Annotated in this window: 20 protein-coding genes; 12 read left to right on the top strand and 8 right to left on the bottom strand. The window is 61.0% G+C overall.

Translation table 11 applies throughout. The features are described from left to right. Positions 1-34 precede the first annotated feature (34 nt). Genes B9Z33_RS02235 through B9Z33_RS02220 form a run of 4 tightly spaced genes read left to right on the top strand, consistent with a single transcriptional unit; the run spans position 35 to position 3,154 of the window. The gene (locus B9Z33_RS02235) at positions 35-1,018 is read left to right on the top strand and encodes a DMT family transporter (RefSeq protein WP_108285385.1); all 984 of its coding nucleotides are present in this window, start codon (positions 35-37) and stop codon (positions 1,016-1,018) included. Further along, complete coding sequence (gene tsaB, locus B9Z33_RS02230) at positions 1,015-1,800, top strand: tRNA (adenosine(37)-N6)-threonylcarbamoyltransferase complex dimerization subunit type 1 TsaB (RefSeq protein WP_108285384.1); 786 nt, start codon at positions 1,015-1,017, stop codon at positions 1,798-1,800. The genes B9Z33_RS02235 and tsaB overlap by 4 nt, the downstream gene beginning before the upstream one ends. A gap of 11 nt (positions 1,801-1,811) precedes the next feature. Next, complete coding sequence (gene rimI, locus B9Z33_RS02225; RefSeq protein ID WP_199220266.1) at positions 1,812-2,309, top strand: ribosomal protein S18-alanine N-acetyltransferase; 498 nt, start codon at positions 1,812-1,814, stop codon at positions 2,307-2,309. An 8-nt stretch (positions 2,310-2,317) separates the two neighbouring features. Further along, complete coding sequence (locus tag B9Z33_RS02220) at positions 2,318-3,154, top strand: uracil-DNA glycosylase (RefSeq protein WP_108285383.1); 837 nt, start codon at positions 2,318-2,320, stop codon at positions 3,152-3,154. A 127-nt stretch (positions 3,155-3,281) separates the two neighbouring features. Here B9Z33_RS02220 and B9Z33_RS02215 read toward each other — a convergent pair whose 3' ends face one another. After that, positions 3,282-4,166, bottom strand: a complete 885-nt coding sequence (locus tag B9Z33_RS02215; protein ID WP_108286095.1) for a DMT family transporter — start codon at positions 4,164-4,166, stop codon at positions 3,282-3,284. Between the two features lie 100 nt (positions 4,167-4,266). On the opposite strand from B9Z33_RS02215, the gene pyrF reads away from it, so the two are divergent. After that, the gene (gene pyrF / locus B9Z33_RS02210) at positions 4,267-5,109 is read left to right on the top strand and encodes an orotidine-5'-phosphate decarboxylase (RefSeq protein ID WP_199220265.1); all 843 of its coding nucleotides are present in this window, start codon (positions 4,267-4,269) and stop codon (positions 5,107-5,109) included. 26 nt (positions 5,110-5,135) lie between these two features. Here pyrF and B9Z33_RS02205 read toward each other — a convergent pair whose 3' ends face one another. Beyond that, entirely contained in the window at positions 5,136-6,323 is a 1,188-nt protein-coding gene (locus B9Z33_RS02205) for an acyl-CoA dehydrogenase family protein (RefSeq protein ID WP_108286094.1), read from the bottom strand. Between the two features lie 293 nt (positions 6,324-6,616). Here B9Z33_RS02205 and B9Z33_RS02200 point away from each other — a divergent pair, with 293 nt between their 5' ends. The 7 genes from B9Z33_RS02200 (at position 6,617) to B9Z33_RS02170 (ending at position 16,519) form a co-directional block, all read left to right on the top strand. Then, positions 6,617-8,929 carry an AMP-binding protein gene (locus B9Z33_RS02200; RefSeq protein ID WP_108285381.1) on the top strand — a complete coding sequence of 771 codons (2,313 nt, stop codon included), beginning with the start codon at positions 6,617-6,619 and terminating at the stop codon, positions 8,927-8,929. An 11-nt stretch (positions 8,930-8,940) separates the two neighbouring features. Then, on the top strand, positions 8,941-9,912 hold the full coding sequence (locus B9Z33_RS02195) for an ABC transporter permease (protein ID WP_108286093.1): 972 nt from the start codon (positions 8,941-8,943) through the stop codon (positions 9,910-9,912). Between the two features lie 61 nt (positions 9,913-9,973). Then, a complete protein-coding gene (locus B9Z33_RS02190) occupies positions 9,974-10,990 on the top strand; it encodes a sugar ABC transporter substrate-binding protein (protein ID WP_199220263.1) in 1,017 nt (338 codons plus the stop codon). A 103-nt stretch (positions 10,991-11,093) separates the two neighbouring features. Further along, complete coding sequence (locus tag B9Z33_RS02185) at positions 11,094-13,220, top strand: SMP-30/gluconolactonase/LRE family protein (RefSeq protein WP_108286091.1); 2,127 nt, start codon at positions 11,094-11,096, stop codon at positions 13,218-13,220. Next, positions 13,220-14,329 carry a strictosidine synthase gene (locus B9Z33_RS02180; protein WP_108285380.1) on the top strand — a complete coding sequence of 370 codons (1,110 nt, stop codon included), beginning with the start codon at positions 13,220-13,222 and terminating at the stop codon, positions 14,327-14,329. Before B9Z33_RS02185 ends, B9Z33_RS02180 begins: the two co-directional genes overlap by 1 nt. Then, positions 14,326-15,864, top strand: a complete 1,539-nt coding sequence (locus B9Z33_RS02175; protein WP_108285379.1) for a sugar ABC transporter ATP-binding protein — start codon at positions 14,326-14,328, stop codon at positions 15,862-15,864. The genes B9Z33_RS02180 and B9Z33_RS02175 overlap by 4 nt, the downstream gene beginning before the upstream one ends. A gap of 34 nt (positions 15,865-15,898) precedes the next feature. Further along, a complete protein-coding gene (locus tag B9Z33_RS02170; RefSeq protein WP_108285378.1) occupies positions 15,899-16,519 on the top strand; it encodes a glutathione S-transferase family protein in 621 nt (206 codons plus the stop codon). 107 nt (positions 16,520-16,626) lie between these two features. Here B9Z33_RS02170 and B9Z33_RS02165 read toward each other — a convergent pair whose 3' ends face one another. The 6 genes from B9Z33_RS02165 to B9Z33_RS02140 form a co-directional block, all read right to left on the bottom strand. Beyond that, the gene (locus B9Z33_RS02165) at positions 16,627-18,249 is read right to left on the bottom strand and encodes a long-chain-fatty-acid--CoA ligase (RefSeq protein WP_108285377.1); all 1,623 of its coding nucleotides are present in this window, start codon (positions 18,247-18,249) and stop codon (positions 16,627-16,629) included. Positions 18,250-18,372: 123 nt separating this feature from the next. After that, on the bottom strand, positions 18,373-19,959 hold the full coding sequence (locus tag B9Z33_RS02160) for an FAD-dependent oxidoreductase (RefSeq protein ID WP_108286090.1): 1,587 nt from the start codon (positions 19,957-19,959) through the stop codon (positions 18,373-18,375). 2 nt (positions 19,960-19,961) lie between these two features. After that, on the bottom strand, positions 19,962-20,567 hold the full coding sequence (locus B9Z33_RS02155; protein ID WP_108285376.1) for a hypothetical protein: 606 nt from the start codon (positions 20,565-20,567) through the stop codon (positions 19,962-19,964). A gap of 43 nt (positions 20,568-20,610) precedes the next feature. Beyond that, positions 20,611-22,071: a coniferyl aldehyde dehydrogenase gene (locus B9Z33_RS02150; protein ID WP_108285375.1), complete on the bottom strand. Its 1,461-nt coding sequence runs from the start codon at positions 22,069-22,071 to the stop codon at positions 20,611-20,613. A 39-nt stretch (positions 22,072-22,110) separates the two neighbouring features. After that, positions 22,111-23,085 carry a YCF48-related protein gene (locus B9Z33_RS02145; protein ID WP_158270159.1) on the bottom strand — a complete coding sequence of 325 codons (975 nt, stop codon included), beginning with the start codon at positions 23,083-23,085 and terminating at the stop codon, positions 22,111-22,113. A gap of 10 nt (positions 23,086-23,095) precedes the next feature. Further along, on the bottom strand, positions 23,096-25,447 hold the full coding sequence (locus tag B9Z33_RS02140) for an RND family transporter (protein WP_108286089.1): 2,352 nt from the start codon (positions 25,445-25,447) through the stop codon (positions 23,096-23,098). Positions 25,448-25,474 lie beyond the last annotated feature (27 nt).

Below are 25,474 nucleotides of genomic sequence, written 5' to 3'. Positions count from 1 at the left end.
GGGTCTTGTGCGGCGGGGCCGTATCATTCGGGCCATGCGATTTTCTTCAAAAACCGTGGGTTTGGCCTCGGCTGTCATTACCGTACTCATCTGGACGGGCTTCATCGTCATTGCGCGGGCTTCAGCTTCGCGGGGCTTGCTGCCGCTCGACATTGCCTTGGCCCGCATTGTGGGGGCCAGCACCATCTTGCTGCCCTGGGCTTGGTGGCTGATGCGTCCGGCACGCCAAGCAGGTCAAAAGGTTGGCTCATTGGGTGGCTTGTCGCCATTGCCCTTAGCACCCACCGTGCAAGCAGGCTTCTTGGGCGGCTTGCTCTATGCCGTGCTGGCCTATAACGGTTTCTTTTTTGCACCGGCTACGCACGCCTCGGTGTTGATGCCTGGCAGCTTGCCTTTGTGGACGACTTTGCTGGCTTGGCTGGTGCTACGTGAAAAAGTCTCTTCGGCCCGTGCGATGGGTCTGGGCTTCATTGTGCTGGGCGATGTGTTGGTGGGTGGCGCGAGTTTGCTCAAGGCGTTCGAAGGCGGCGAGGTCTGGAAAGGCGACTTGCTGTTCATGGCGGCGGCCAGCTGTTGGGCGGCTTACAGCGTGACGGTGCGTCGCCATGGGCTGGACGCGGTGCGCGCCACCATGGCCATCACCGCCTTTGCGTTTGTGGGTTTTGTGCCGGTGTATCTGGTCTTGATAGGCTGGGGCGTTTTGCCCACGCACTTGACGCAAGTGCCGTGGACAGAGTTTTTGTTCCAGGCGGTATTTCAAGGCGTGGGCTCGGTGGTGATTTCGGGCATCACGTTCACGCAGATGGTGCGTTACTTCGGGCCCGTCCGCTCGACCATGATCACGGCGCTGGTGCCGGGTTTGTCGGCCTTGGGCGCGGTTTGGTTTTTGGGTGAGCCGATGCACTGGAATTTGCTGGCCGGGCTGGCGCTGGTCACCAGTGGCATTTTGTTTGGCGTGCGTCAGCCCAAATCGGCGGCTGTGTTGCCGAGCGGCGTCACTGCCGGAGGCAAGCCATGAGCGCACCCAGTCCAACAGGGCGCTGGCTGGCCTTTGACACCAGCACCGATGTACTGTCTTTGGCGGTGGCCCGCGACGGGCAGGTCTGGACACAAACCTTGCCCGGCGGTGCGCAGGCTTCCAGCGGGCTGATCCCCGCCGTGCTGGCCATGCTGGCCGAGGCCGACATGCCACTGGCCTCGCTCGATGCCATCGTGTTTGGTCGGGGGCCCGGTTCGTTCACGGGTTTGCGCACGGCCTGTGCTGTGGCCCAGGGCCTGGCGTTTGGTGCCGATTTACCCGTACTACCGGTCGACACTTTGCTGGCCGTGGCCGAAGAGGCCCGGTTTGAAAAATGCCAAGCAGGGCACATTCAACCCGATGCGCCGCTGACGGTGCTGGCCTTGCTTGATGCGCGCATGGACGAGGTCTACAGCGCGGTCTACCGTTGGGAGCCAGCATCGTGTGCGGATGGGCAGGCACAGGGCCAGTGGCAAACGGTCTCGCCTTTGCAGGTCAGCGCTCCCGAAAAAATCCACAGCCCGCAGGGCGGTGCCGTGTTGTTGGCGGGCAATGCATTTGCAGCCTATGGCGAACGCTTGCCCCAAGGCGCGCATGGCGTGGCTTTGCCCACGGCGGCGGCCTTGCTGCGTTTGGCCCCCGCTTTGTGGGCGCAAGGCCTGGCGGTGCCTGCCGATCAGGCCATGCCGCTGTACATCCGCGACAAAGTGGCCAACACCACCGCCGAGCGCGAGGCCATGAAAGCCCAAGCCGCCAGTGTCAAGGCGGACAAGCCCGCATGACGGATTCGGGCATGAAGTTGGACAAAAAAGCAGCGGTGGCAGAAGTTTCCGAGGCCACGCGCAACGCGGTCACGCTGGCACCCATGACGCTGGACGACCTCGATGCGGTCATGGCCATCGAGCAAACCGCTTACAGCCACCCTTGGTCACGCGGCAATTTTCGGGATTCGCTGAACCCGCTGTTTGATGCCCAATGCCTGTGGCTTGAAGGCGAATTGCTGGGCTATTTTCTGGCCATGCGCGGGTTTGAAGAGATGCATTTGCTCAACATCACCGTCGCTCCCGCACGGCAAGGCCAAGGCTGGGGCCACATGATGCTGGACGCTTTGTCGCTCATGTCGCGCCATGAGGGTGCGCAATGGCTGTGGCTGGAGGTGCGGCAGAGCAACCTGCGCGCCTTGCAGGTGTATGAGCGCTACGGCTTCAAGCAGGTCAGCATTCGCAAGGATTACTATCCTGCAGACCGCCAGCAACGTGAGCATGCGGTGGTGATGAGTTTGAAACTGTGAGCCTGAACATGAGCGACCCCACCCGATTTGACCTTGATGAACGCCAACGCGCCATGCTGGCCGAGATGGGGGTGCGCGTGTGGTGGCCCCAAGCGCAGGTACAGGTGCAACCCGAGGCTTCGGCTTTGCCAAATGCAGCGCCTGTAGTTTCGGCCCCGCCCGTAGCGACGCCCATGCCGCCCCTTGCGCCCGTTGCAACGCCGGCTGCGCGCCCCGCCCCCGCTTTGCCCGTTCAGGCCGCTGTGGTGGTGACGGGCAAGCCCTTGGCCGACGGCGTGGACCGGATGGACTGGGCCTCCCTGCAAGACACGGCGGCGGCTTGCCAGGCTTGTGATTTGTGTGGCCAACGCAAGAAGTCGGTGTTTGGCGTGGGCGATGTGCAAGCCGACTGGATGGTCATCGGGGACCCTCCGGGTGAAGACGAAGAGCAACAAGGCGAACCCTTTGCCGGTCAGGCCGGGCAGTTGCTCGACAACATGCTCAAAGCGGTGGGCTTGGCCCGCCAGGCGCATGGCGAAGGCGGCGTTTACATCACCAATGCCGTCAAGTGCCGCCCCCCGGGGCGCAACCCGACGCTGCAAGAGCTGAGCACCTGCGCGCCTTATCTGGCACGCCAAGTGGCGCTGGTGCAGCCCAAAGTCATTGTGGTCATGGGCCGCTTTGCCGTGCAATCGGTGCTGCAAAGCTCGGAGCCCCTGGGCAAGCTGCGCGGGCAGTTGCACACTTTCCAAGGCATTCCCGTGGTGGCGACCTACCACCCGAGCAGCCTGCTGCGCACTCCGGCAGACAAAGCCAAGGCCTGGGTCGATCTGTTATTGGCGCTGAAAGCGGTGCGCGGCCAGTAGGGTTGGTGCGCGGTGGCTGTGACCGCAGCCACGCGAACACTTTGTGGGAGGCCGCCCCTGCGGCCGAATGTGTGCTGTGGCTCCGTCGGTGTTTGGAGAGCGGGGCGGCTTACCAGCAGTGAAGGCCTCAGCACGTTTGGCGTTGAGGCCAGAGCACGGCGGCGATCGACAACATCATCAAACCCACGGCAGCCCAGTCTTGCCAGTGCAAGACCTCGCCCAACCACACCGCCCCCGTGAACACGCCCAGCACCGGGATCAGCATCACGCTGAGCGTGGACGCCACCGGTGCCAGGCTGCGGGCCAGATAAAACCAGGCAGCTTGGGCAAAGCCAAACACCAGCAAAGCATTGAACGCGATGGACCCCCATGTGGCTTCAGAGGGCGCATGCCATTGATCGCGCTCCAGCAAGACGGCCAGCACGGTCATCAAACCGGTGGTCATGAAAGCCATCCAGAACGAAATCGCCAGTGTGGGCACCGGCATCTTGGTGCGCCGCAGCAGCTGCGTGCCCAATGCCCAGGTGCTGGCCGCACCCAGGGCGAGCAGAACGCCGATGGGTTTGCCGCTCAGATTGGACAGCTCATGCCACAGCAGCAGCACCACGCCCAGCGAGGCCGCCGCCACGCCACCCCATGCGCGCTTGGCCAGACGGTCTCCAAACACCAGCGCCCCCAACACGGCCGAAAACATGGGCATGGTGTAGCCCAAAATCGCGGCCCGTCCGCTTGACAGCGACTGCACCGCCACGATGATCAGGCCGTGCCAGAAAAACATGTTGAAAGTAGCCAGCAAAAGCAACTCGCGCCAATGCTCACGGCCAATGCGAAATGGCACCCGCTGCATCACAAGGACCAAAGCCAGTACCGGTGTGCCCAACCACATGCACATGGCCCGGAAAGTCAGGGGCGGGAAGCCCGTGACACCGATTTTCATGATGGGCCAATTGATGCCCCAGACGATGGTGAGCAAGACCAGAACAGTCCATTGCTTGGATGAAAGCTTGTGCATGGCGGCCATCTTAGCCCTGGCCCCCGCGTGGGGCTGTCGCCGTGAGCGCGCGGCCCGCCCGCCTCGCGCCCGCCGTCTTGCCGCCCCTTAAAATGCCCCCATGACCTTTTTAGACATGTTGCGCACCGCCGAGCGCCAAAACGGCTCCATGCTTTGTGTGGGCCTGGACCCCGAACCCACCAAGTTCCCTGCGGGCATGAAGGGCGACGCCAACAAGATCTACGACTTTTGCGCCCGCATCGTGGACGCGACCGCCGACCTGGTCAGCAGCTTCAAACCCCAAATCGCCTACTTTGCCGCGCACCGCGCCGAAGGCCAGCTCGAACGCCTGATGGAACACATGCGCCGCGTGGCCCCCCATGTGCCGATCATCCTGGACGCCAAACGCGGCGACATCGGCTCGACCGCCGAGCAATACGCCAAGGAAGCCTTTGAGCGCTACGGTGCCGACGCCGTGACCCTGTCCCCCTTCATGGGCTGGGACTCGGTGGCCCCGTACCTGAAGTACCACGGCAAAGGCGCGTTTTTGCTGTGCCGCACCTCCAACCCTGGCGGTGACGATCTGCAAAACCAGCGCCTGGCCTCGGTCGAAGGCCAGCCCTTGCTGTACGAGCATGTGGCGCGACTGGCGCAAGGCCCCTGGAACCTGAACGGCCAGCTGGGCCTGGTGGTGGGCGCAACCTACCCCAACGAGATCGAGCGCGTGCGCGAGATCGCCCCCACCGTGCCCTTGCTGATTCCGGGCGTGGGCGCACAAGGCGGCGACGCCGTGGCCACCGTCAAGGCGGGCTGGCGTGCCAACGCCGACGGCAGCAGCGCAGGTGCCATCATCGTCAACTCGTCGCGTGCGGTGCTTTACGCATCAGGCGGTGAAGACTTTGCCGAGGCCGCGCGCAAAGTGGCGATGGCCACGCGGGACCAGCTCGAAGCCGCCAAAGCTTGAGCTGGATGGGCTGAGCGCTCAGGGCTTCAGCCCTGCGCTGCCTCATGCGCCTTGTTCGCCTTGTGCACGATCTTGCGGGCCATGCTCCAGCGGTGGACTTCGCTCGGGCCGTCATAAATCCGGAAGGCGCGCATGTCCATGAAGATGCGCATCACGGGGGTGTCGGCCGTCACGCCCTGACCGCCCAAAATCTGCACGCAGCGGTCCACCACACGCCATTCGGCTTCTGAGCAGGCCACCTTGGCGCGGCTTGATTCAAAGCCGCCTTTTTGCCCCTGGTCCAGCAGCCATGCGGTGTGCCAGATGTGCAGGCGGGCGGTGTGCAGGTCGATGTCGTTGTCGGCCAGCATGAAGCCCACGCCTTCGTGTTCGGCCAGCGGTTTGCCAAACGCTTTGCGACGGCTGGCGTACTCCACTGCGATGTCGTGCGCCCGGCGCGCCTGGCCCAGCCAGCGCATGCAGTGCGTCAGGCGTGCCGGGGCCAGCCGCACCTGTGCGTAGCGAAAGCCCTGGCCCACCTCGCCCAGTACATTGCTGGCGGGCACGCGCAAGTTGTCAAAACACAGCACCCCGTGGCCACCTGTAAAGCAGTTGTCCATCGCGTCCATGCTGCGCTCCAGCCGGATGCCGGGTTTGTCCATGTCGGTCAGAAACATGGTGGCCGTGCCGTCTTCCATGCGCGCCATGACGATGGCGTAATCCGCACCGTCTGCCCCGGTGATGAACCACTTGCGGCCGTTGATCAGGTAGTCGTCACCCTCTTGCACGGCGGTGGTGGTCAACATCGACGGGTCAGCCCCTGCGCCCGGATCGGGCTCGGTCATGGCAAAGCACGAGCGCGTGAGGCCCGCCACCTGCGGGCGCAGCCAGCGCTCTTTTTGTGCGGGCGTGGCCACCTCTTCCATCAGGTGGATGTTGCCTTCGTCAGGGGCGTGGATGTTGAGCGCCGTGGGCCCCAGGTTGGAATAACCGGCCTCTTCAAACACCACCGCCTTGGCGATGTGGCTCAGGCCCAGGCCCCCCATCTCAACCGAGGCATGCGGGGTGAGCAAACCCGCAGCGCGGGCGCGTTCGATCAGCTCGCGGCGTAAATCTTCTGAAGGGCCATGCGCGCCGTGCCGAGGGTCACCTTCGAGCGGAATCACCTGCTCGGCGATGAACTTGCGGGTGCGCTCACGCAGCGCCTGCAAGTCGGGGGAGATGTCAAAGTTCATGTGTTCATTCCATGGGGTGTGTGCCGCTTGGCGTGCCTTGAAGTCCGCCAAGGCCGGGCGCTTGCCTGCAGTGTGAAAGCTCAGGCCTTCTTGCACCTGTCAGACGGGTGACTCCCTGTCCCGCAGGGGTCATGACATGCCCCGCAAGCAATCGGCCACCTTGTCGCGCAGTCGACAGTTGTTGCGCTGCAGCTCAGGGAATCCCCTAGCGCCAGATGGGATGTCTTGCTCTAAATTGATTCTTAAGTCAGTTCTGTTACTCGCCAGTAACTGTTGTTTTGAAAAGAGATTTGATGGTTTCCACGCCGACAAAAACTGCTGCCAAAACCTTCGGTAAAGGAGCTACCGGTACGGTCGCGTCGCCCTGGGCAGCTCGACAGGAGCGGGAGCAGCAGCACCAGACCAAGAAGGAAGCGGTGCTCTTGGCGGCGGCGCGCCTGTTCACACGCAAGGGTTTTCAGGGCACCTCACTCGACGACATTGCGCAAAGTCTGGGCGTGACCAAGCCCACGCTGTACTACTACATCGACAACAAGGAGCAAATCCTGTTTGAGTGTGTGGAGCGTGAACTGGCCATGTTCCGAAACGGCTTGCAGGCGCTGCAAGCGCAAGGGCACAGCGGGCGCGAACGTCTGCGCCTGGCCATGCAGCTGTACGCCAGCGTGGTCACCGGTGACTTTGGCTTGTGCGTGAGCCGGGTGGGTGAAGACCCCTTGCCCGAAGTGCGGCGCCACGAACTGCGCAACCTCAAGGCCCAGGTGGACGCGGACTTTCGCGCCCTGATCGCGCAAGGCATGTCCGAGGGCTGGATCATGGCGGGCGACCCGGGGGTTGGGGCGTTCTCGGTGGTCGGGGCCATCGGCGGCATCGGGCGCTGGTACCGGCCCGAAGCGCATTCTGAAAAAAGCCTGCAAGACGCGGTCACCCATTGCATCGAAATGCTCATGCGCGGTGTGTTGAGCGCGCCGCACACCACCCACACGACCGCCAACCTGGCAGGAGATGCCTTGAAAACCGCCATCCGTCGCGAAAGCCATTTTGACCACCGCATCGTGCGCTGCTATGCCGAGCGACCCGCCACGCTGGCGCAGATGCTGGGCAGCGCAGTGCGACAGTTTCCGCAAGGCGCGGCCATGGTGTGTGGCGATTTGCGCCTGAGCTGGCATGAGCTGCACCACGCGGCCTGCAAATGCGCAGGCGGTCTGGCCCAGCGCGGCGTGGTGGCGGGCAACCGCGTGGCCCTGCACCTGGGCAATGGCAGCGAATTTGTGATTGCCGCCCTGGCGTGCGCCTGGCTGGGTGCGGTGTTGGTACCCGTGAGTTCCAGGGCACGTGGTGTGGAGCTGGCGTTTGCGCTGAACAATTCCGAAGCCAAGGCGCTCATTTGCGGCGCCGAGTTGGCCGACCTGCAACCCGCGCCCGAGCAACTGCCGCATTTGAGGTGCCGCATTGTGACGGGGACGGCAGCGCGTGAAGGCTTTGAAACATTTGCCGCGCTCATGATGGCGCCGCCCCTGAGCACGGCGCACGAGGGCGCTGAGGACGATTTGGCTGTGCTGCTCTACACCTCGGGCACCACGGGCCGCCCCAAGGGCGCCATGATCAGCCACCTGAACATCGTGCATTCGGTGATGCACTACGCGCAATTGATGAACCTGAGCGCGCAAGACCGCACCGCCGTGGCCGTGCCCCTGAGCCATGTGACCGGTCTGGTGGCCCAGCTCTACGCCATGCTGCACTGCGGCGGCTGCATGGTGGTGTTGCCGCAGTTCAAGGCGGCCGATTTCATCCGGTTGGCGGGGGCTGAAAAAATCACCCACACCATCATGGTCCCGGCCATGTACAACCTGTGCCTGCTCTTGCCCGACCTGCAAGAGCATGACCTGAGCCACTGGCGCATCGGTGCCTATGGCGGAGCGTCCATGCCGACCGCCACCATCGATGGCCTGGCCGTCAAGTTGCCTGGCCTGGTGCTCATGAATGCCTATGGCGCCACCGAAACCTGCTCCCCCGCCACCATCATGCCGCCCGGCCAGACCGCTGCGCACCGCGACAGCGTGGGTCAGGCGGTGCCCTGCGGTGAGATTTGCGTGGTGGACGAACAGGGCAACGAATTGCCGCGAGGCGGCGTGGGCGAAATCTGGATCGCAGGGCCCATGGTGGTCAGCGGCTACTGGAACAACCCGCAGGCCACCGCCAGCGAGTTCACCAGCGGTTTCTGGCATTCGGGCGACATCGGCAGCATGGATGCCGAAGGCTTTGTGCGCGTTCTGGACCGCAAGAAGGACGTGATCATCCGGGGTGGCTACAAGGTGTATTGCGCCTCGGTGGAAAACGTCTTGTGTGAACACCCCCAGGTGCTGGAAGCCGCGCTGGTGGGCGTACCCTGCGCCGTGCTGGGCGAGCGTGTGCACGCCTTTGTGTGCGTGCGTGAACTCCATGACCAGACGCAGGCCAGCGCCTTGCAAGCGTATTGCACGCCGCTGCTGGCCGACTACGCCGTGCCCGAGACCTGGACCATCGGCACCGAGCCGCTGCCGCGCAACCTCAACGGCAAGATCGTCAAACGCGAACTGCGGCAGTCCCTGCAAGCAGCCCTTATCTGAGTGAGATGTTCATGATCAAGTTACGCGCCACACAGCAGACCATCGTCTTCGCCATCTTTGTGGTGATGTTCATCGCCCTGGCGGCCTTTTTGCCGGGCTTTGCACAGGTAGACAACCTGCTGACCTTGCTGCAAAACGTCGCCATTCTGGGCATTTTGGGGCTGGGCATGGCGGTGGTGGTGATCGGGCGGGGCATCGACATTTCGATGATCGCGGCCATGGCGGTGCCCTCGGGCTTTTTGCTGCAACTGGTGCAAAACGGTTATGGCATCGGCCCGGCTGTGGGCGTGGCGCTTTGCCTGTCGTTGGCCTTTGGCCTGCTCAATGGCTGGTTGATCGCATATGCCGAAGTGCCCTCGCTGTTCACCACGCTGGCTTCGGGTCTGTTTTTGGCAGGGCTGGGCCAGGCTTTCATCTTTCAGCTCGAAGTCGTGCAGTGGCCCGAGACTCTGGACGCGCTGGTCTGGGTGGGTCGGGGTGCGGTGCTGGGCATTCCCACGCCAGTGATCATGTTTGGTTTGGCGGCCACGCTGCTGTCGCTTTTTCTGGGGCGCATGCGCGCTGGCACTTTCATTTACGCCATGGGTGACAACCCGCTGACCGCGCGCGCCACCGGCTTGCCCACACGGCCCATCATGGTGTTGCAGTTTGTGCTGGCCGCGCTGGTCGGTTTGTTTGCCGGTCTGGTCATGTCGGCATCGGTCAACAGCATGCCCACGCGCATCTTCAACTCGACCATGGTCTACGACGTGGTGCTGGTGGTGGTGCTGGGTGGCATTGGCTTGGCGGGCGGTCGGGGCGGGGTGGTCAACGTGATCATCGGCACGCTGCTGATCGGCACCATGCTCAACGGCATGACGATCATGGACATCTCTTATTCCGTGCAAAACATTGTCAAAGGGGTGGTGCTGCTGGCCGCCATCCTGATCGATTCGATTTTGAACCCCCGCAACGAAGAGACCGCACAGCAAGGGGACATCTGAGCACAGCCAGACGCCCGGCTTGTTGGGGCGTCAACCACTTTTAACCACCAGGAGACAGGCAATGAGGATTTTTCAAAAATTGAGCACCGCAGCAGCCGTTTTGACGCTGGGCCTTTGCGCGGCCACATCCGCCATGGCGCAAGGCAAAGGGCTGGATGAACCGTTTCGCGACGGCTACAAAAAAGCCCTTGCAGGCAAGACCGTGGGCTTCATTCCGGTGGCTTTTGGCTTTGACCTGGCCATTGGCTGGCACGCGGGTCTGAAAAAAGAACTTGAAGCCGCGGGCATGAAAGTGGTCGTGCGCGACCCCAACTGGAACACCAACGCAGGCGCCCAAGCCTTCACCGCGCTGATTGCCGAAAAACCGGCTGTCATCGTGATCCACAACCCCGATGTGCAAACCTACGCCAAGTTGATCAAGAAGGCCGAAGACGAAGGCATTTATGTGGTGCAGATCAACATGCGCTCGGCCCAGCCTTCTACCGCCTTTGTGGGCGCTGACTGGGTGGACATTGGCGAGCGCAACGCCGAGGCCGTGGTGCAGGCTTGCAAGGGCAAGAGCAACAAGATCGCCATCGTGCAAGGCGCGCCGACGGCCGCCACCAGCGCTTACACCCTCAAGGGCGTTGAAAACATCCTGGCCAAGCACCCCGAAATCAAGGTCGTGTCCAACCAGGCGGCTGACTGGGACGCCGCCAAAGCCAAGGCTTTGACCCAGACGGTGCTCAAGCAAAACCCGGACCTGTGCGGCATCATCGGCTTTTGGGACGGCATGGACATTGGAACCGCAGCAGCGGTCAAGGAGGCAGGCCTGACCGGCAAGGTCTACCTGGCCACATCGGGTGGCGGTGAACAAAAAGGCGCTTGCGACATGGTCAAGTCCGGGGCGTTCGACCTGGACATCAGCTACGACGTTCCGACCCAAGCGAGCAACATGGCGGCCATGATCAAGTGGCTGGTGCAAGGCGGCGTCAAGCCCGGCGCAGCCAAGCAAAACATCTACACCACGCTGATCCCGATCACCAAGCAAAACGCCGCTGCTGAAGGCACTTGCTGGAAGCTGGCCGCATCCAAGTAAGCGGGCCTTCGACGCCTCATGACGACAAGGTGGGTGGCATGGCCCGCCCTCCTTGTCGCCTTGAGTGCTTGTTTTGTACACCCCCACAGACCCTGGTTTGCACATGACTGAAACCCTGACCCGACTGCGCTACAAATATTGGCCCGATCACTGGGTGGGCGAGATCCTGTCCAAGCGCTGGACGGAAACCGCCGTGCCGGTGCTGCTGCTGGTGATGGTGGTCTTTTTCTCGGGCCAGCTGGTGCCCAACTTCTACAGCGCCACCATGTTGGCCGACACCTTGCGGCAAGCCGGAGAGATTGGCTTCATCGTGCTGGGCATGGCGCTGGTGATGATCGTCGGCGGCATCGACCTGTCGGTGGGCTCCATGTTTGCGCTGACCAATTTTTGTGCCCTGATGCTGATGCATGTGCTCAAGTGGCCGGTGGCCCTGGCCGTGCCGGGCACGCTGCTGTTTGGCGCCTTGCTGGGGGCCGTCAATGGGGTGTTGATCGGTTATTTGCGCCTGCGCGCCTTTTTGACCACGCTGATCACCCTGATCATTTTTCGCTCGCTCTATGAAATCCTGAGCCTGCAATATTCCACCGCCATTGCCGGCAGCATCCCCGACTCCGAGGTGTGGGACTTTCTGGGCAATGGCACGTTTTTGGGCCTGCCCACCGTGGCCTGGGCCTATGCGCTCGCGGCTATCGGCGGGCATGTGATGCTCACGCGACTGCGCGTGGGCTGGCACATCATGGCCATTGGCGGCTCGCGCCGCTCGGCCTACAACAGCGGCATTGCCGTGCGTCGCACCGTGGCCCTGAGCTATGTCGCCAGCGGCATGCTGACGGCGGTGGGGGGCTGCTTTTTTGCCTCGCGCCTGGCCACGGCGGGGGCCGACATTGGCGTCGGCATGGAGGTGCTGGTGCTCACGGCTGCCGTGCTGGGCGGCATCAGCCTGGGCGGTGGCCGGGGCTCGGTGACCAAGGCCCTGGTGGGCACCTTGGTGGTGCTGCTCATCACCAACGGCCTGACCTCCATGTCGGTCTCCGGGGGGCTGACTCGCATGGTGCTGGCGGGCATCCTGATTGCGGCGGCCGTCATCGATGTGCGCTGGCTCAAGAACCGCCACCGCATCATCAGCAAGGTGTATGTGAGCCCGGCCTACCAGGCCCTGGCACCCGCGCCGGTGTGCACGCCCGAAGGCGAAGGCCAAGCCACTGGCCCCTGGACCCTGAACAACAAACTGCGTGCGGTCGAAACGATTGGTCTGGGCCGCATCGAAGCGCCCGAAGACGTGATCCTGGACCGCGAGAACAACCTGTATGCAGGCTCGCGCCATGGCGACGTGATCCGCTTTTTTGCCCCCGACTACCAGCGCATGGAGGTCTTTGCGCACATTGGTGGCCAGCCTTTGGGCATGGCCTTTGACCGGCAGGACAACCTGGTGGTCTGCGTGGGCGGCATGGGCCTGTACCGCATCACACCCGAGCGCGAGGTGCAGCGCGTGACCGATGAAACCAACCGCAGCTGGAGCTCGATCAACGACGACAGCCGACTACGCCTGGCCGACGACCTGGACATTGCCGACGACGGCCGCATCTTTTTCAGCGAAGCCACCGTGCGCTACGAGATGCACGAATGGGCGGTCGATGGCCTGGAAGCGCGTGGCAATGGCCGCATCGTCTGCTATGACCCGCGCGACAACAGCACCCAAACCGTGTTGCGCGGGCTGCGTTTCCCCAACGGCATTTGCATCGCCAGCGACGGCCAGTCGATCTTGTTTGCCGAAACCTGGGGCTGCTGCATCAAGCGCTTTTGGTTTGACGGCCCCAAGAAAGACCAGGTCGAGGTGGTGGTCGACAACCTGCCGGGCTACCCCGACAACATCAACCTGGCCTCGGATGGTAACTACTGGCTGGCCCTGGTAGGCATGCGCGGCCCCGCTTACGACCTGGCGCTGCGCATGCCGGGCTTCCGCCAGCGCATGGCCAAGCGCGTGCCGTTTGACGAGTGGCTGTTCCCCAACATCAACACCGGCTGCGTGCTCAAGTTTTCTGAAAAAGGCGAGATCCTGGAAACGCTGTGGGACCTGGGCGGCGTGAACCACCCCATGATCACCTCCATGCGCGAACACCAGGGCCACCTGTACCTGGGCGGCATCTCCAACAACCGCATTGGCCGCTACAAGCTCGACAATGCCGATCCGAATTTTTCTCAATACGGCCAACGCTGGGGAGCACGCTGATGCTGACAAGTTTGCGCAATTGGAGTGACCGACTGCTGGGACGCGGCAGCGCCGCCATCACCGTGCCGGTCATGGACGGGGCGCTCAAGCCCAACCGCCAGCTCGACGACGCCACCGTGGTGGCCGAGATCGCAGGCATTGACGACCTGGCCTGTGACGGCCAGCAGCTGTGGATCAGCGCCGGGCCCCGTTTGCTGCGCCTGCAAGAGGGTCAGCCGGTGCTGGTGCGTGAGTTCAACGTGAACATCACCGCCCTGGCCGCACAAGCCAAGGGCACCCTGGCCGTGGCCCTGGGCGGCACGCAGGTGCAATTGCTGCACACACAGGCCGACGGCAGCCTGAGCGACGGGCCTGTGCTGCAGAGCCTGGAGGGCCAGCCCCTGCACAGCGTCAATGCGCTGGCGTTTGAGGCCGATGGCGCGGTCTTGCTCAGCGATGGCTCACAGCGGCGCAGCACTGACCAGTGGTGCCATGACCTGATGGAACTGGGCCACAGCGGCCGCGTGGCGCGCTGGCAGCCCGCCACGGGTGCGGTGCAGAGTCTGGCCAGCGGTTTGCACCACGCTTTTGGTGTGCTGCCGCTGGGTGGGCAGGCCCTGTACAGCGAGAGCTGGAAGCACCGCGTCACCCCGGCCTCGGGTGCTGGCAAGGGCAAGGGTGCGCTGGTGGCCGAATTGCCCGGCTACCCCTCGCGCATGAGCGCAGCGGCGGGCGGCGGATTCTGGCTGAGCTGCTTTGTCTGCCGCTCGCAGCTGGTGGAGTTTGTGCTGCGTGAGCCCGCTTACCGCAAGCGCATGCTGCAAGAGATTGACCCGCGTTACTGGATCGCCCCGGCCCTGTCGTCTGGCCACAGCTTTCTGGAGCCCCTGCAAGGCGCGGGCGTCAAGCAAATGGGCATGCTCAAACCTTGGGCGCCCCCGCGCTCTTATGGCCTGGTGCTGCGGGTTGCGGCAGATGGCCGCATCCTCTCGTCTTTGCACAGCCAGGTGGACGGGCGCCACCACGGCGTCACGGCCGTGGTCGAGTGGGGCGGCGCTTTGTGGGTGGCCTCCAAAGGTGCGGGCCGACTTTTGCGGATCGATCTGAACAAGGCGGAGGCCCGGACATGACACACCCCACAAACCCAGCAAACACCACACCCAGCACCTCCACCGAGGTGGTGCTGGAACTGCGCAAGGCGACCAAGCGCTATAGCGGCGTGCCGGCGATTGAAAACGTCGATTTTTCTCTGCGTCGGGGTGAAATCCATGCGCTGCTGGGTGAAAACGGCGCGGGCAAGTCCACGCTGACCAAGGTCATGGCCGGTGTCGTGCCCCTGAGCTCGGGCCAGATGCTGGTGCACGGGCAAGAGGTGCAGCTGTCCACGCCCTTGCAAGCGCTGGAACACGGCATTGCCATGGTGTTCCAGGAGACCAGCCTGGTGCCCACCATGACGGTGGCGCAGAACCTGTTTCTGGGTCAGGAGCAGTTCTTCAACCGCTTGCGCGGGGTCTACATTTCGGCGCAGCAGTTTTTGCAGTCCCTCAACTTTGACGTGGACCCGACCGCCACCGTGAGCTTGCTGGGCGCGGCCAAAAAACAGATGGTGGAGATCGCCCGTGCGGTGCTGCACCAGGCCAGCGTGATCATTTTTGACGAGCCCACGGCCAGCCTGACACCCGAGGAAAAGAAGTACTTTTTTGACCTCGTGTTCAAGCTCAAGGAACGCGGGGTGTCCATCATCTTCATTTCGCACGCCCTGGAAGAGGCCCTGCAGCTGGCCGACCGCATCACCGTGCTGCGCGATGGCCAGCACATCGTGACGGACGACAAAAGCAACTTTGACCGCAACCGCATCGTGCAGGCCATGGTGGGGCGCGATTTGTCGCAAACCCTCTATGGCCAGAAAAAAACCACCGTGCGCCCCCAAGGCGAATGCATGCTGTCGGTGCGCAACCTGCGCATGGCGTCGATGGTGAAAAACAACTCGCTGTCGGTGTTTGCAGGGCAAATCACCGGCGTTTTCGGACTGGTGGGGGCCGGGCGCACCGAAACCTTCAAAGTGGTGGCCGGGCTCATCAAGCGCGACTTCTTTCATGGCGGCGAGGTGCTGCTGCGCGGCAAACCCGTGCGCTACCGGGTGCCGCGCCAGGCGGTGCATGACGGCATCGCCTACATCACCGAAGACCGCAAGGTCGAAGGCTTTTTTGAAACCATGTCGATCGCCAAAAACATCTACATGGGCCTGCTGGGCAAATCCAAAAACGTGTTCGGCGCCATCTCTTCGGCCAAGGCGGGGGCCATTGGTGAGCACTGGAGCCGCCTGCTCAATGTGCGGGCCATCAGCAAGGACGTGAAGGTGATCGAGCTGTCGGGCGGCAACCAGCAAAAGGTGGTGATCGCCAAGTCCCTGGTGCAAGACCCGGACGTGATCATTTTTGACGAACCGACGCGCGGGGTAGATGTCGGGGCGATTGCCGAGATCCATGCCGAAATCAACCGCCTGGCCGATGCGGGCAAGGCGGTGGTGGTGATTTCGTCTTACCTGCCCGAGGTGATGTCCCTGTCTGACCGCATCCTGGTGGCCAAACAGGGCAAGGTGGTGGTCGAGTTCTCGGCCACCGACGCCACCCAAGAGGGGATCATGTACGCGGCTATTCACTGAGCGGCTGATAAGCCTTGCGTTCAAAGGACAAACCATGAAGCTCTACACCGCCCACCGTGCCCCCAGCCCTCGCCGGGTGCTGATGTTTTTGGTCGAGAAAAACATCACCAACATCGAGATGGTCAACATGGACCTGAACGGCGGCGAGCACCGTCAGCCTGAGTACTTGGCCAAAAGCCCGCTGGCCAAAGTGCCCGCGCTGGAGCTGGATGACGGTCGCGTGATCACCGAGACCCGGGCAATCTGCACCTTGCTGGAGGGACGTTACCCCGAGCCCAACCTGATGGGTGTGGACGGTGACGAGCGCGGCTTCATCGAGATGGCAGATCGCCGCGTGGAGCTGTATTTGCTGGGTGGCATTGCCAATGCGATTCGCCACAGCCACCCGGGCTTGGCCGCGCTGGAAAAACCGCAGTTCCCCGAGTTTGGCCGTTCGCAGGCAGACAAGGTGCGCGATGTCGCCCGCTGGTTTGACCAGAGCCTGCAAAGCCAACCCTGGATCGCGGGCGAGCGTTTCACGATTGCCGACATCACCGCGTTTTGCGCGCTGGAGTTTGCGCGAGGCCTGATGAAGTTCGTGCCCGGCGACGAGGGCATGCAAGCCTTGCAGGCCTGGCGCGACCGGATGAACGAGCGGCCCAGCGCCAAGGCTTGATGGATTCAGGTGGGAGCGAGCCCCTGCTCGCGAATGCTGTTGAAATGCACAAGCTGTCGATTGCGCCGACATTCGGCCGCAGGGGCAGCCTCCCACAGAGCAACAGATCAGCTGAACACGCCGCCGTATTCCTTGCGCAGGTCGTTCTTTTGAACCTTGCCGGTGCCGCCCACGGGCAGCGATTCGAGGAAGACCACATCGTCGGGCACCCACCACTTGGCCACTTGGGTCGTCAAGAAATCCAGGATTTCCTGCTTCTCAAGCGACTGGCCCGGCTTGCGCACGATGAACAGCAGCGGGCGCTCGTCCCACTTGGGGTGCTTGACGCCGATCACGGCGGCCATGCCCACAGCGGGGTGGCCGATGGCGGCGTTTTCCAAGTCAATCGAGCTGATCCACTCGCCACCGGTTTTGATCACGTCCTTGGTGCGGTCGCGGATTTGCATGGTGCCGTGCGCGTCGATGGTGGCGATGTCGCCTGTGGGGAACCAGCCGTCCACCAGCGCGGTTTTCTCAGCCTTGTAATAGCGCTCCACGATCCACTGGCCGCGCACCATCAGCTCGCCTTGGGAGGTGCCGTCGCGGGGCAGGGTCGCGCCGTTTTCATCCACGATCTTGATCTCGATGCCTGAGACGGTTTTGCCCTGCTTGGCCACGATGGCGTGTTGCTCGGCAGCGGGCTTGAGGCGGTCAGCGCGGCTCAGGTTGCTCATGGTGGCGACAGCTGTGGTTTCTGTCATGCCCCAGCCGTGGCGCACTTCCACGCCATAGTTGTCCATGAACTTGGCGATCAGGGCCATGGGCATGGCCGAGCCGCCCACGCAGGTGCGTTTCATATGGGCAAAGCGCAAATTGTTTTGCTCCACGTGCTGGATCAAGCCCATCCAGATGGTGGGCACGCCCGCACTGATGGTGACCTGCTCGGCGTCCATCAACTCAAACAGGCTGGGGCCGTCGAGCTTGGGGCCGGGCAAGACCAGCTTGGTGCCCGCTACCAGCGCGGCGTAGGGAATGCACCAGGCGTTGATGTGGAACATGGGCACCACGGGCAAGATGGTTTCTTGCGTGGACAGGCCCAGCACATCGGGCATGCAAGCGGTGGTGGCGTTCATCACGATGGCGCGTTGTGTGTACAGCACGCCCTTGGGGTTGCCCGTGGTGCCCGAGGTGTAGCAAAGCGCCGCGCCGGTTTGCTCGTCCAGCTCGGGCCAGTTGAAGCTGTCACTGTGCCCGGTGATCAGGCCTTCGTAATTCATCACGTTGGCCACGCCCTCAATGGCGGGCGTGTTGGCCGCGTCGGCCAAGCAGACCCATGCGCGAACCTTGGGGCAATGCGCGGCAATGCCTTTGACCAGCGGCGCGAAGGTGGCGTCAAACAGCACCACTTCGTCTTCGGCGTGGTTGATCACATAAATCAGCTGCTGCGGGTGCAGGCGCGGGTTGCAGGTGTGCATGACCATGCCGCTGCCCGAGACGGCGTAGTACGCCTCCAGGTGGCGGTGGTTGTTCCAGGCGATCGAGCCGACCGCGCTGCCTGCTTTGAGGCCCATGTGTGCCAAAGCGTTGGCCAGCTGGCGTGCGCGTTTGGCCGCGTCAGCGTAGGTGTAGCGGTGCAGCGGGCCGTGCGTCTCGCGCGAGACGATTTCTTGGTCACCGAACTGCGCAGCGCCGTGTTCGAGGATGCCCGAAATGAGCAGGGGGCGGTTCATCATGAGGCCGGGTTGGGGCATGGCGGGGTCTCCAGATTTTCAAATAGTTATCACAACAGCGTCGAGAAAAGACACGCTGATGAGGTTCGATGTTAATGGCTTTCGCACCTGGCTTAGGTGCCCAGATGCAAGCGCATGACGGAATTACCCGTTTTGAAGAGGCGCAGTCTTTTTCCCCATGGCGTTGGCGATGTGCTCTGCTGCGATGTAGCTGAATGCCATGATCGTCACGCTGGGGTCAACCGACGGGCCTGTTGGGAAAACGGAAGGGTCCGCAACAAACAGGTTGTCAACACCATGAACCCTGTGACTGGAATCGGTCACTGAGGTTTTCGGGTCTGTGCCCATTCGGCAACCGCCAAACGGATGAGGCGCGACCAGAGTCAAGCTGCCGGGTTTGATTTCGATGGCATCAATGCGGTCCAACTCTGCAACAGAGGAGAGGGTGGTTCGCTTCAAATCACCCAGCATGACTTTTCGTGCGCCTGCCTTGAAATTCACGATGGCTGCTTTTTTCATCAGATCGCGCAACATCTTTTGGGTTGTGGGTCCATAGGGGTAGTGAATTTGACGAACGCCATGGCCATCCACCGTCATTTCGCCCAGTTCATCAGGGTGGTCATCCAACCAACCGATGGCACCGCCGACGTTGGGCAGTTTCTCCATCCACTCTGCAGCACCGTCGTCGAATCCAGGAATGGTGTAAGCCATTAAGCCAGGCTGAATCTGATCGGGTACCAGCAGGTAGCCGCCTTCTATGTAATTGCCCTTGGCGTCATAACGGGCCTTTCGGAATCCTTCAACACCATACGCTGCAGGAATATTGCGCCACAAGATGATGGGCTCGTCATAAAGGCCATGTGCGTAGGTACATGGGTTCATGCCGAAATGCTTGCCCAATGCGGGCAGAGAATCGCGCAAACGTGGCTGATTCAGCAAGAAGGCGGGGGAGTTGAAACCGCCAGCAGCGACCACAAAGTGCTTGGCCTTGACGGTGATTTTTTTGCCACTGGGTCTGTTACGCGCCCGATCGATGACACTGGCCTGGAGTTGTGTCACGCGTTTTCCATCAAATACAAAGTCATCGGCCTTCAGGTCTGCAAAAACACGAGCGCCCAAAGCCATGGAGGAGGGAATGTTGGTGACCAATTGGCTTTGCTTGGCGTCGATGGCGCAACCCTGCATGCAATGTCCCGAGCCTGCGCAACCTTTTCTGGCTTGCTTGATGGGGGCACTTTCCCACCCCAGGGCATCAACAGCTTCTTTGAACAACTGGTTCATGCGGTTGTATCTGAAAGGTTCAGCCTCCTGAATGTGATGACGCCGTTCGATGTCATCAAAAATGGGTTTCAGTTTTTCTGCATCGTGACCTGTGATGCCATATTGGGAGCGCCACAATTCAAGGCGATCATCCGGTGTTCTGTAACTGTCGGCCCAATAGTGGACAGAGGTTCCGCCGACCAGCTCACCGTAAGTCAGCATGGTCGATCCATTGGTGTCGGTAGACAGGTCCCGTTCGGCATCGACTTTGCCAGCTTGGTTCAATTCACGGTTGTCAAAAGTGGAGGCTGGGTAATAGCCACCCTTTTCAAGTATGACCACATCCACACCGGCTTCAGCCAGTCGGTGCGCCACGGTTGCGCCACCGCATCCAGATCCGATGATGCAGACATCGGCAACAATTTCCGAAATTTGTGGGTAGTCTGTGTACTCAAAAACCTTGTTATTCATGTTCATTGACCTTGTATCGGGGTTGTGGAAGAGCTCACCAACTTGGCATATAGAACGCGTTGTTCGCTGTGTTTTTCTGGAAGGTTGGCGAAGGGGCCGTCATAGCCAATCACTTTCCAGGTGGACGGATGACCGTAGTAGTACCAACGCATCATGGCCGACAGGTTGGCAATCACTGCGCGCAGCGTGTCGTCCTGGGTGTCGGATGCTGCAGTGAGCACTTGTTTTCGCTCCTCAACCCTCAGCCGTGAAAAGCGGGACATATATCCATAGGCCAGCGGAAACATCTCGAGCAGGTAAAAGGCGGCTTTGAGATCGCTGCTGATGTTGTCGCTCACAAAAAACAACTCTTCATCTAGCCGTTTAACCACTTCGGCTTGCTCGATATCTGGAAAGCCCGGCCGGGCAGGCACACAAGCTTCGGCCAGTGTGTGGGCAATGTCTGCCAGATGGCCATCCACGACCAGCAATTTGCCGTAGCGTTGTCGGTAGCTGTTGGTCTGCGTGATGTACGCGCCGGCACCTGCCACCAGGGTGGCCGCACCTGCAACGCCCAGCAGCGAAAATTTAAGAAAGCGCCGTTTTGTAAAAAGTGGTGAATGTTTCATGGCGTTAGGAGTGGTTGATTGGTGGAAAGATCAGCTCGGCGGTTCAAAGCTTGGGATCGGCCGAGCCCAAAAAAAGTCGAAGGGCCAGGCGCTGAACAAAATTTCCGTAAGGGGGATAAAACAGGCCGATGGGGAAAAATCGGTGCCGCTTGAAAACAGTTTTGGCGTGTGAGAGTTCGCAAAACCCCTCTTCGCCGTGGTAGGTCCCCATGCCGGAATTGCCGACACCGCCAAACGGGGCGTCATGGTTGACCACATGCCACCCCCAGTCGTTAATGGTGACGCCGCCAGAATGGGTTTGCTCCAGCAACTGACGACGTTCAGCCTGGTTGTGACTGAAGCAATACAAGGCCAAGGGGCGTGGCCTTGCATTGATGAAAGCCATCGCTTCTTGGGGTGTGTCATAGGACATCACCGGCAAAATGGGGCCGAAAATTTCTTCTTGCATGATGCGCATGTCAGCCGTGCAATTTGTGACCACGTGCAAGGGCATGTTGCGGCCGTCCTGGGCCGCGTCATACGCAGCGCAAGCAACAACGGTTGCACCTTTGCTCACGGCATCGGCCAGAAGTTCCCGGATGCGGGCGACATGTCGATCGTTGATGATCCAGGTGTAGTCGTGGTTGTCCCGAACAGAGCCTTTGAACAGTTGGGTATAGCTGGCCTGCACGGCTTCGACAAATGCCCCCATGCTCTCGTGCGGCACCAGGGCGTAATCGGGCGAGACACAGATCTGCCCGGCATTGGTGGCTTTACCATGGGTGATGCGTTTGGCAGCATCGGCGATGGGGTAGTGGCGGCTCACCACGGCAGGCGATTTGCCACCGAGTTCCAGTGTCACGGGCGTCAAGTTGTCGGCCGCCTGGCGCATCACGATTTTGCCCACTGCAGGTGAGCCCGTGAAGATCAGGTGGTGAAAGGGCAAGGCGGTGAAGTCGCCTGGCGAGCGCAGTTCTTCCCCGATCAAAAAGACCTCTTCTTCCGAGAAGATCTCGGCGAGCATTTTTTTCAGGGCCGCGTTGGTGTGGGGTGTGATTTCAGGCATTTTGACCATCACCCTGTTGCCCGCAGCGATGGCTGCAATCAAGGGCCCCAGAGCGAGGTAAACAGGGAAATTCCACGGCACGATGACGCCAACCACCCCTTTGGGTTGGTAGCGCACTTCCAGTTTGTTGGTGAGGAAAAGCAACTCTGTGCCGCGGCGACTGGGTTGCATCCAGCGCTTGACGTGCGAGATGGCGTGATTGGCCTCCAACGTGGAACCCAGCAAATCCAGCATCTTGGATTCGGCATGCGATCGGCATCCAAAATCTTGATGCATCGCGTGCGCGAGCACATCCTGGTAGCGGCTGATTTGTTTCTTGATGGCCTTGAGTTGTTGGCGTCGTTGGAGTGCGCTGGGGTAAGGGGCTTTGTCAAAGGCCGATTTTTGTGCCTGAAAAACAGCTTGGATGCGCTCAATGGACAGGGTTTGTGAATCGGATGCGGGTGTGGCTTCGGTCATGGGCGTTGTTCGGTGTGTTGGAAGGGGGGGCTGGGTTGTTCAATCGTTGCGCAAAATGCCTGCAGTCGAGACAAAGACGTCGCCAGAGGCGTGGCTCACAACGCCGGTCAGGCTGGCGTTGTCCCCCCGGGTTTGAAGCTTGAAGTCTTGATGAACCCCTGCGCGCTGCAACAGCACGCCGCCTGTGCCAGTGATCAGCACACTGGCGTCCTGGCGCTCATGGATGGCGGTCAGGGATTGCTGCGTGCCACTGACAGCGGCAGTCCAGCTCAAGCCCTGGTCTTGGCTGCGGTAGACATGGCCGCGCATGCCCGCTGCCAGCAGACTGCCATCACTCAAGGCCTTGCCGGTCCAGAAAGAGCCTTTGTTCGCGGTTTGAATGGCTTGCCAGGTTTTGCCTGAATCGGCAGATCGGAAAATGGTGCCCGACTCTGCAGCGATGAACAGCATGCCTTGGCGTCCGGGAAACAGATGGATCAAATGTTTTTCAGCCGCATGCGTTTGTGTGGAGAGGGTTCGTCTTTCCCAGGTTTTGCCGCCATCTTGGGTTTCGAGTGCAAGACCGAATTGCCCCACAGCAAAGCCGTGTTGTGCGTCAGCAAACCAGATGGACAGCAAAACCTCGTCTTTACCGCGCTCTTGTCGCAAGATGTCCCAATGCTCGCCGCCATCGCGTGTGCCCAGGATGGTGCCATCGTGTCCGGCGATCCACCCTTGCTTGGCATCGTGGAAATGCACCGAGGTCAAGGGTGATCGGGTGGGTACTTTTTGAGCTTGCTTGAATGTTTTGCCATCCTCTGACAAAACCACCAGCCCATGATCACCCACGGCCACGATGCGTTGGCCAGCCTGGGTGGCGGCAAAAAACACCCCGCGCATCGGATCCACCTTTGAGGGGGCGTGGGTCCATCGGCGTTGTGCATCTTCTTTCAAGGGTGTGTTCTGCCCTTGTGCGCTGAAAGCGGATGAGGCGATGGCCAGCCACAGGCCAAGCATTGCGAGTGGATGTTTCATGGATAGGCTTTCAATGGGCAAGGGCCGTGGCTTTGATCGGCTTCGTGCGTGGGAAAAGTGCATCGAGTGCGACAGCAAAAGCGGGCAGTACGGTGATGGCCATGATCATGTTGATCATGAACATGAAGGTCAGCAAGATGCCCATGTCTGCCTGGAATTTGAGGTCAGAGAACGACCATGTGGCCACGCCCACGGACAAGGTGATGGCGGTGAAAATGGTCGCAATGCCCACTTCGCGCAGCGCGCCCTGAATCGCGGACTTCATGTTGGCACCTGCCACCAAATGGGCCAGCAATCGGTTGTAGATGTAGAAGGCGTAGTCCACGCCAATGCCTGTTGCCAGAACCATTACGGGCAGGGTTGCCACGGTGAGGCCGATATCGAGGGACTTCATGAACCAGTACCCGAGGAATGTGGCCAAGGTCAGAGGCAGGCAACAGGCCAGCATGGCGCGCCAGTCCCTGTAGGCCAGAAGAACCAGACCCACGATGGCGGCATAAACGTACATCATCATGGCAATTTCGCGCTGCTCAACCTCTTCATTGATGGCTGCAATCAAGCCCACATTGCCCGAGGCCAGTCGAAGCTTGACACCTTGGTCTTGGCCATCGAAATCTGTGCGGAAGCGTTTGACCGCTTCAATCACGGTTTGGATGGTGGTGGCCTTGTGGTCGCTCAGATAGATGTTGGCCGCCATCATGGTGCATGCCCGGTTGAACAAGCCCCCGGCTTCAGGCAAGTAGCCCACTGCGATTTGCAAGGCCTGGCTGTCCCTGGGCAGGGCGGTCATTTTGGGGTGCCCTTCGTTCAGGCCGGCGTTGGCAAACTTGGCCAAGCTCGAGATGGATGAGACCGTCAGCACGCCGGGTACCTGCGAGATGTGCTGCGTGAATTGGTCGATGTAGTTCACGACCTCGTATTGATTGCAGGAATCGGCGGGTGTTTCAAAAACCACCGTCAACACTTCCATGCCGAGGTCAAAGCGTTGAACAATCGCATCGATGTCTTGGTTGTATCTCGACTCGCTGCGCAATTCCGGGGCACCTGCTTGCAAGGCACCGATGTGTCGGCCCTGACTTTGCCAAACGGCCACGCCAAAGAGCACCGCTGTCAAAGCCATCACATAGCGCACGTTGCGCAGTTCGGCCATCCAGCCGAGTTTTTCAACGAGACGGCTGCGCTGATTTTGCAGTGCCTCCTGTTGCTGAGCGTAGGTGCTTGGGAATTGGATGTAAGAAGCCACCAAAGGCAGCATGATCAGATTGGTCACGATTTTGTAGCCGACCCCAATCGACGCGGCAATCGACAACTCCCTGATCATCGGGATGGGGATGATGATCAAGGTGATGAAGCCCACAAAAGCGGTCACAAGAGCCAAGCTTCCGGGTATGAACAGGCCCGTGAAACTGGCTTTGGCCGCCGCCATCGGATGGGCGCCAGACGCCAAGGCCTTGGCAATGGCATTGATTTGCTGGATGCCGTGGGACACACCGATGGCAAAGACCAGGAAGGGCACCAGAATGGCCAGGGGGTCGAGCCCGAAGCCCAGCAGACGCAGGGTGCCAAACTGCCAGATCACGGAGACCATCGAACAGCCCAGGGCCAACAGCGTCAATGAAACTGATCGGCAGTACCAGTAAACCGACAGGGCCGTCAGCACAATGGCCAATGCAAAAAAGACCAGGACCCCTTTGGCACCGTCGGCGATGTCCCCAATTTGTTTGGCAAACCCAACGATGTGGATGGCATGTTCAGGCGTTTGCAGTGGCACGCGAACTTCTTGTTCGATTTGATGCGCCAGTTTCAGATAGTCGAGCTTTTGCTTCGTTTGTGGATCTTCTTCAAGCAGGTCCGCGACAATCATGGCGGCCGTGCCGTCGTTGGCCACCAGGTTGCCGATATATCCCCCACGGACAACCCTTGCTTTGATCCGGTTAATTTGTGCCGCATCCAGCCGGTCGGGTGTCACATTGCCGTCAATGACGTCTTCGGCTTCAAACCCTTCTTCTGTCAATTCATAGACCCGGGTGTTGGGTGTCCACAGCGATTGAACCGAGCGTTTGTCGATGCCGGGCAAATTCATCAAGGCTTGTGTGGCCTCGTGCAGCTTTTTCAGCGAAGCTGCGTCCCAGATGTCTTTTTGGGTTGACCTCACCGCGACCATGATGCGGTTTGAACCGAACAGTTGATCGCGGTATTGAAAGAAGGTGTCGGTGTATTCGTGACCCAGCGGCAGCTGCTTGTCAAAACCGGCTGTCATGTGCAGCTGTGAAGCCAACACACCCATCAACACCGTGAAAACGGCCAGCGCAGCAAGGATGGTCTTTCTGAAGTGGAAGAAGAAATCTTCCAGTCTTTGCATCAAGCTTGTTTGTGTTGTCACGTTCGC

The organism is Limnohabitans sp. T6-20 (genome assembly GCF_003063505.1).
Lineage (GTDB): Bacteria > Pseudomonadota > Gammaproteobacteria > Burkholderiales > Burkholderiaceae_C > Limnohabitans_A.
The sequence above is the reverse complement of the archived record's forward strand: the minus strand, read 5'-3'. Positions and strand labels throughout refer to the sequence as shown.

What these genes read in the sequence shown, in the direction of transcription:
- B9Z33_RS02205 (WP_108286094.1), bottom strand. Translation starts at nt 6,323, where the DNA reads ATGAACTTTGACATCTCCCCCGACTTGCAGGCGCTGCGTGAGCGCACC.
- B9Z33_RS02195 (WP_108286093.1), top strand. Translation starts at nt 8,941, where the DNA reads ATGATCAAGTTACGCGCCACACAGCAGACCATCGTCTTCGCCATCTTT.
- B9Z33_RS02235 (WP_108285385.1), top strand. Translation starts at nt 35, where the DNA reads ATGCGATTTTCTTCAAAAACCGTGGGTTTGGCCTCGGCTGTCATTACC.
- B9Z33_RS02220 (WP_108285383.1), top strand. Translation starts at nt 2,318, where the DNA reads ATGAGCGACCCCACCCGATTTGACCTTGATGAACGCCAACGCGCCATG.
- B9Z33_RS02180 (WP_108285380.1), top strand. Translation starts at nt 13,220, where the DNA reads ATGCTGACAAGTTTGCGCAATTGGAGTGACCGACTGCTGGGACGCGGC.
- B9Z33_RS02165 (WP_108285377.1), bottom strand. Translation starts at nt 18,249, where the DNA reads ATGCCCCAACCCGGCCTCATGATGAACCGCCCCCTGCTCATTTCGGGC.
- B9Z33_RS02140 (WP_108286089.1), bottom strand. Translation starts at nt 25,447, where the DNA reads ATGCAAAGACTGGAAGATTTCTTCTTCCACTTCAGAAAGACCATCCTT.
- B9Z33_RS02175 (WP_108285379.1), top strand. Translation starts at nt 14,326, where the DNA reads ATGACACACCCCACAAACCCAGCAAACACCACACCCAGCACCTCCACC.
- tsaB (WP_108285384.1), top strand. Translation starts at nt 1,015, where the DNA reads ATGAGCGCACCCAGTCCAACAGGGCGCTGGCTGGCCTTTGACACCAGC.
- B9Z33_RS02160 (WP_108286090.1), bottom strand. Translation starts at nt 19,959, where the DNA reads ATGAATAACAAGGTTTTTGAGTACACAGACTACCCACAAATTTCGGAA.
- B9Z33_RS02170 (WP_108285378.1), top strand. Translation starts at nt 15,899, where the DNA reads ATGAAGCTCTACACCGCCCACCGTGCCCCCAGCCCTCGCCGGGTGCTG.
- B9Z33_RS02215 (WP_108286095.1), bottom strand. Translation starts at nt 4,166, where the DNA reads ATGCACAAGCTTTCATCCAAGCAATGGACTGTTCTGGTCTTGCTCACC.
- B9Z33_RS02155 (WP_108285376.1), bottom strand. Translation starts at nt 20,567, where the DNA reads ATGAAACATTCACCACTTTTTACAAAACGGCGCTTTCTTAAATTTTCG.
- rimI (WP_199220266.1), top strand. Translation starts at nt 1,812, where the DNA reads ATGAAGTTGGACAAAAAAGCAGCGGTGGCAGAAGTTTCCGAGGCCACG.
- B9Z33_RS02200 (WP_108285381.1), top strand. Translation starts at nt 6,617, where the DNA reads ATGGTTTCCACGCCGACAAAAACTGCTGCCAAAACCTTCGGTAAAGGA.
- B9Z33_RS02190 (WP_199220263.1), top strand. Translation starts at nt 9,974, where the DNA reads ATGAGGATTTTTCAAAAATTGAGCACCGCAGCAGCCGTTTTGACGCTG.
- B9Z33_RS02185 (WP_108286091.1), top strand. Translation starts at nt 11,094, where the DNA reads ATGACTGAAACCCTGACCCGACTGCGCTACAAATATTGGCCCGATCAC.
- B9Z33_RS02150 (WP_108285375.1), bottom strand. Translation starts at nt 22,071, where the DNA reads ATGACCGAAGCCACACCCGCATCCGATTCACAAACCCTGTCCATTGAG.
- B9Z33_RS02145 (WP_158270159.1), bottom strand. Translation starts at nt 23,085, where the DNA reads ATGAAACATCCACTCGCAATGCTTGGCCTGTGGCTGGCCATCGCCTCA.
- pyrF (WP_199220265.1), top strand. Translation starts at nt 4,267, where the DNA reads ATGACCTTTTTAGACATGTTGCGCACCGCCGAGCGCCAAAACGGCTCC.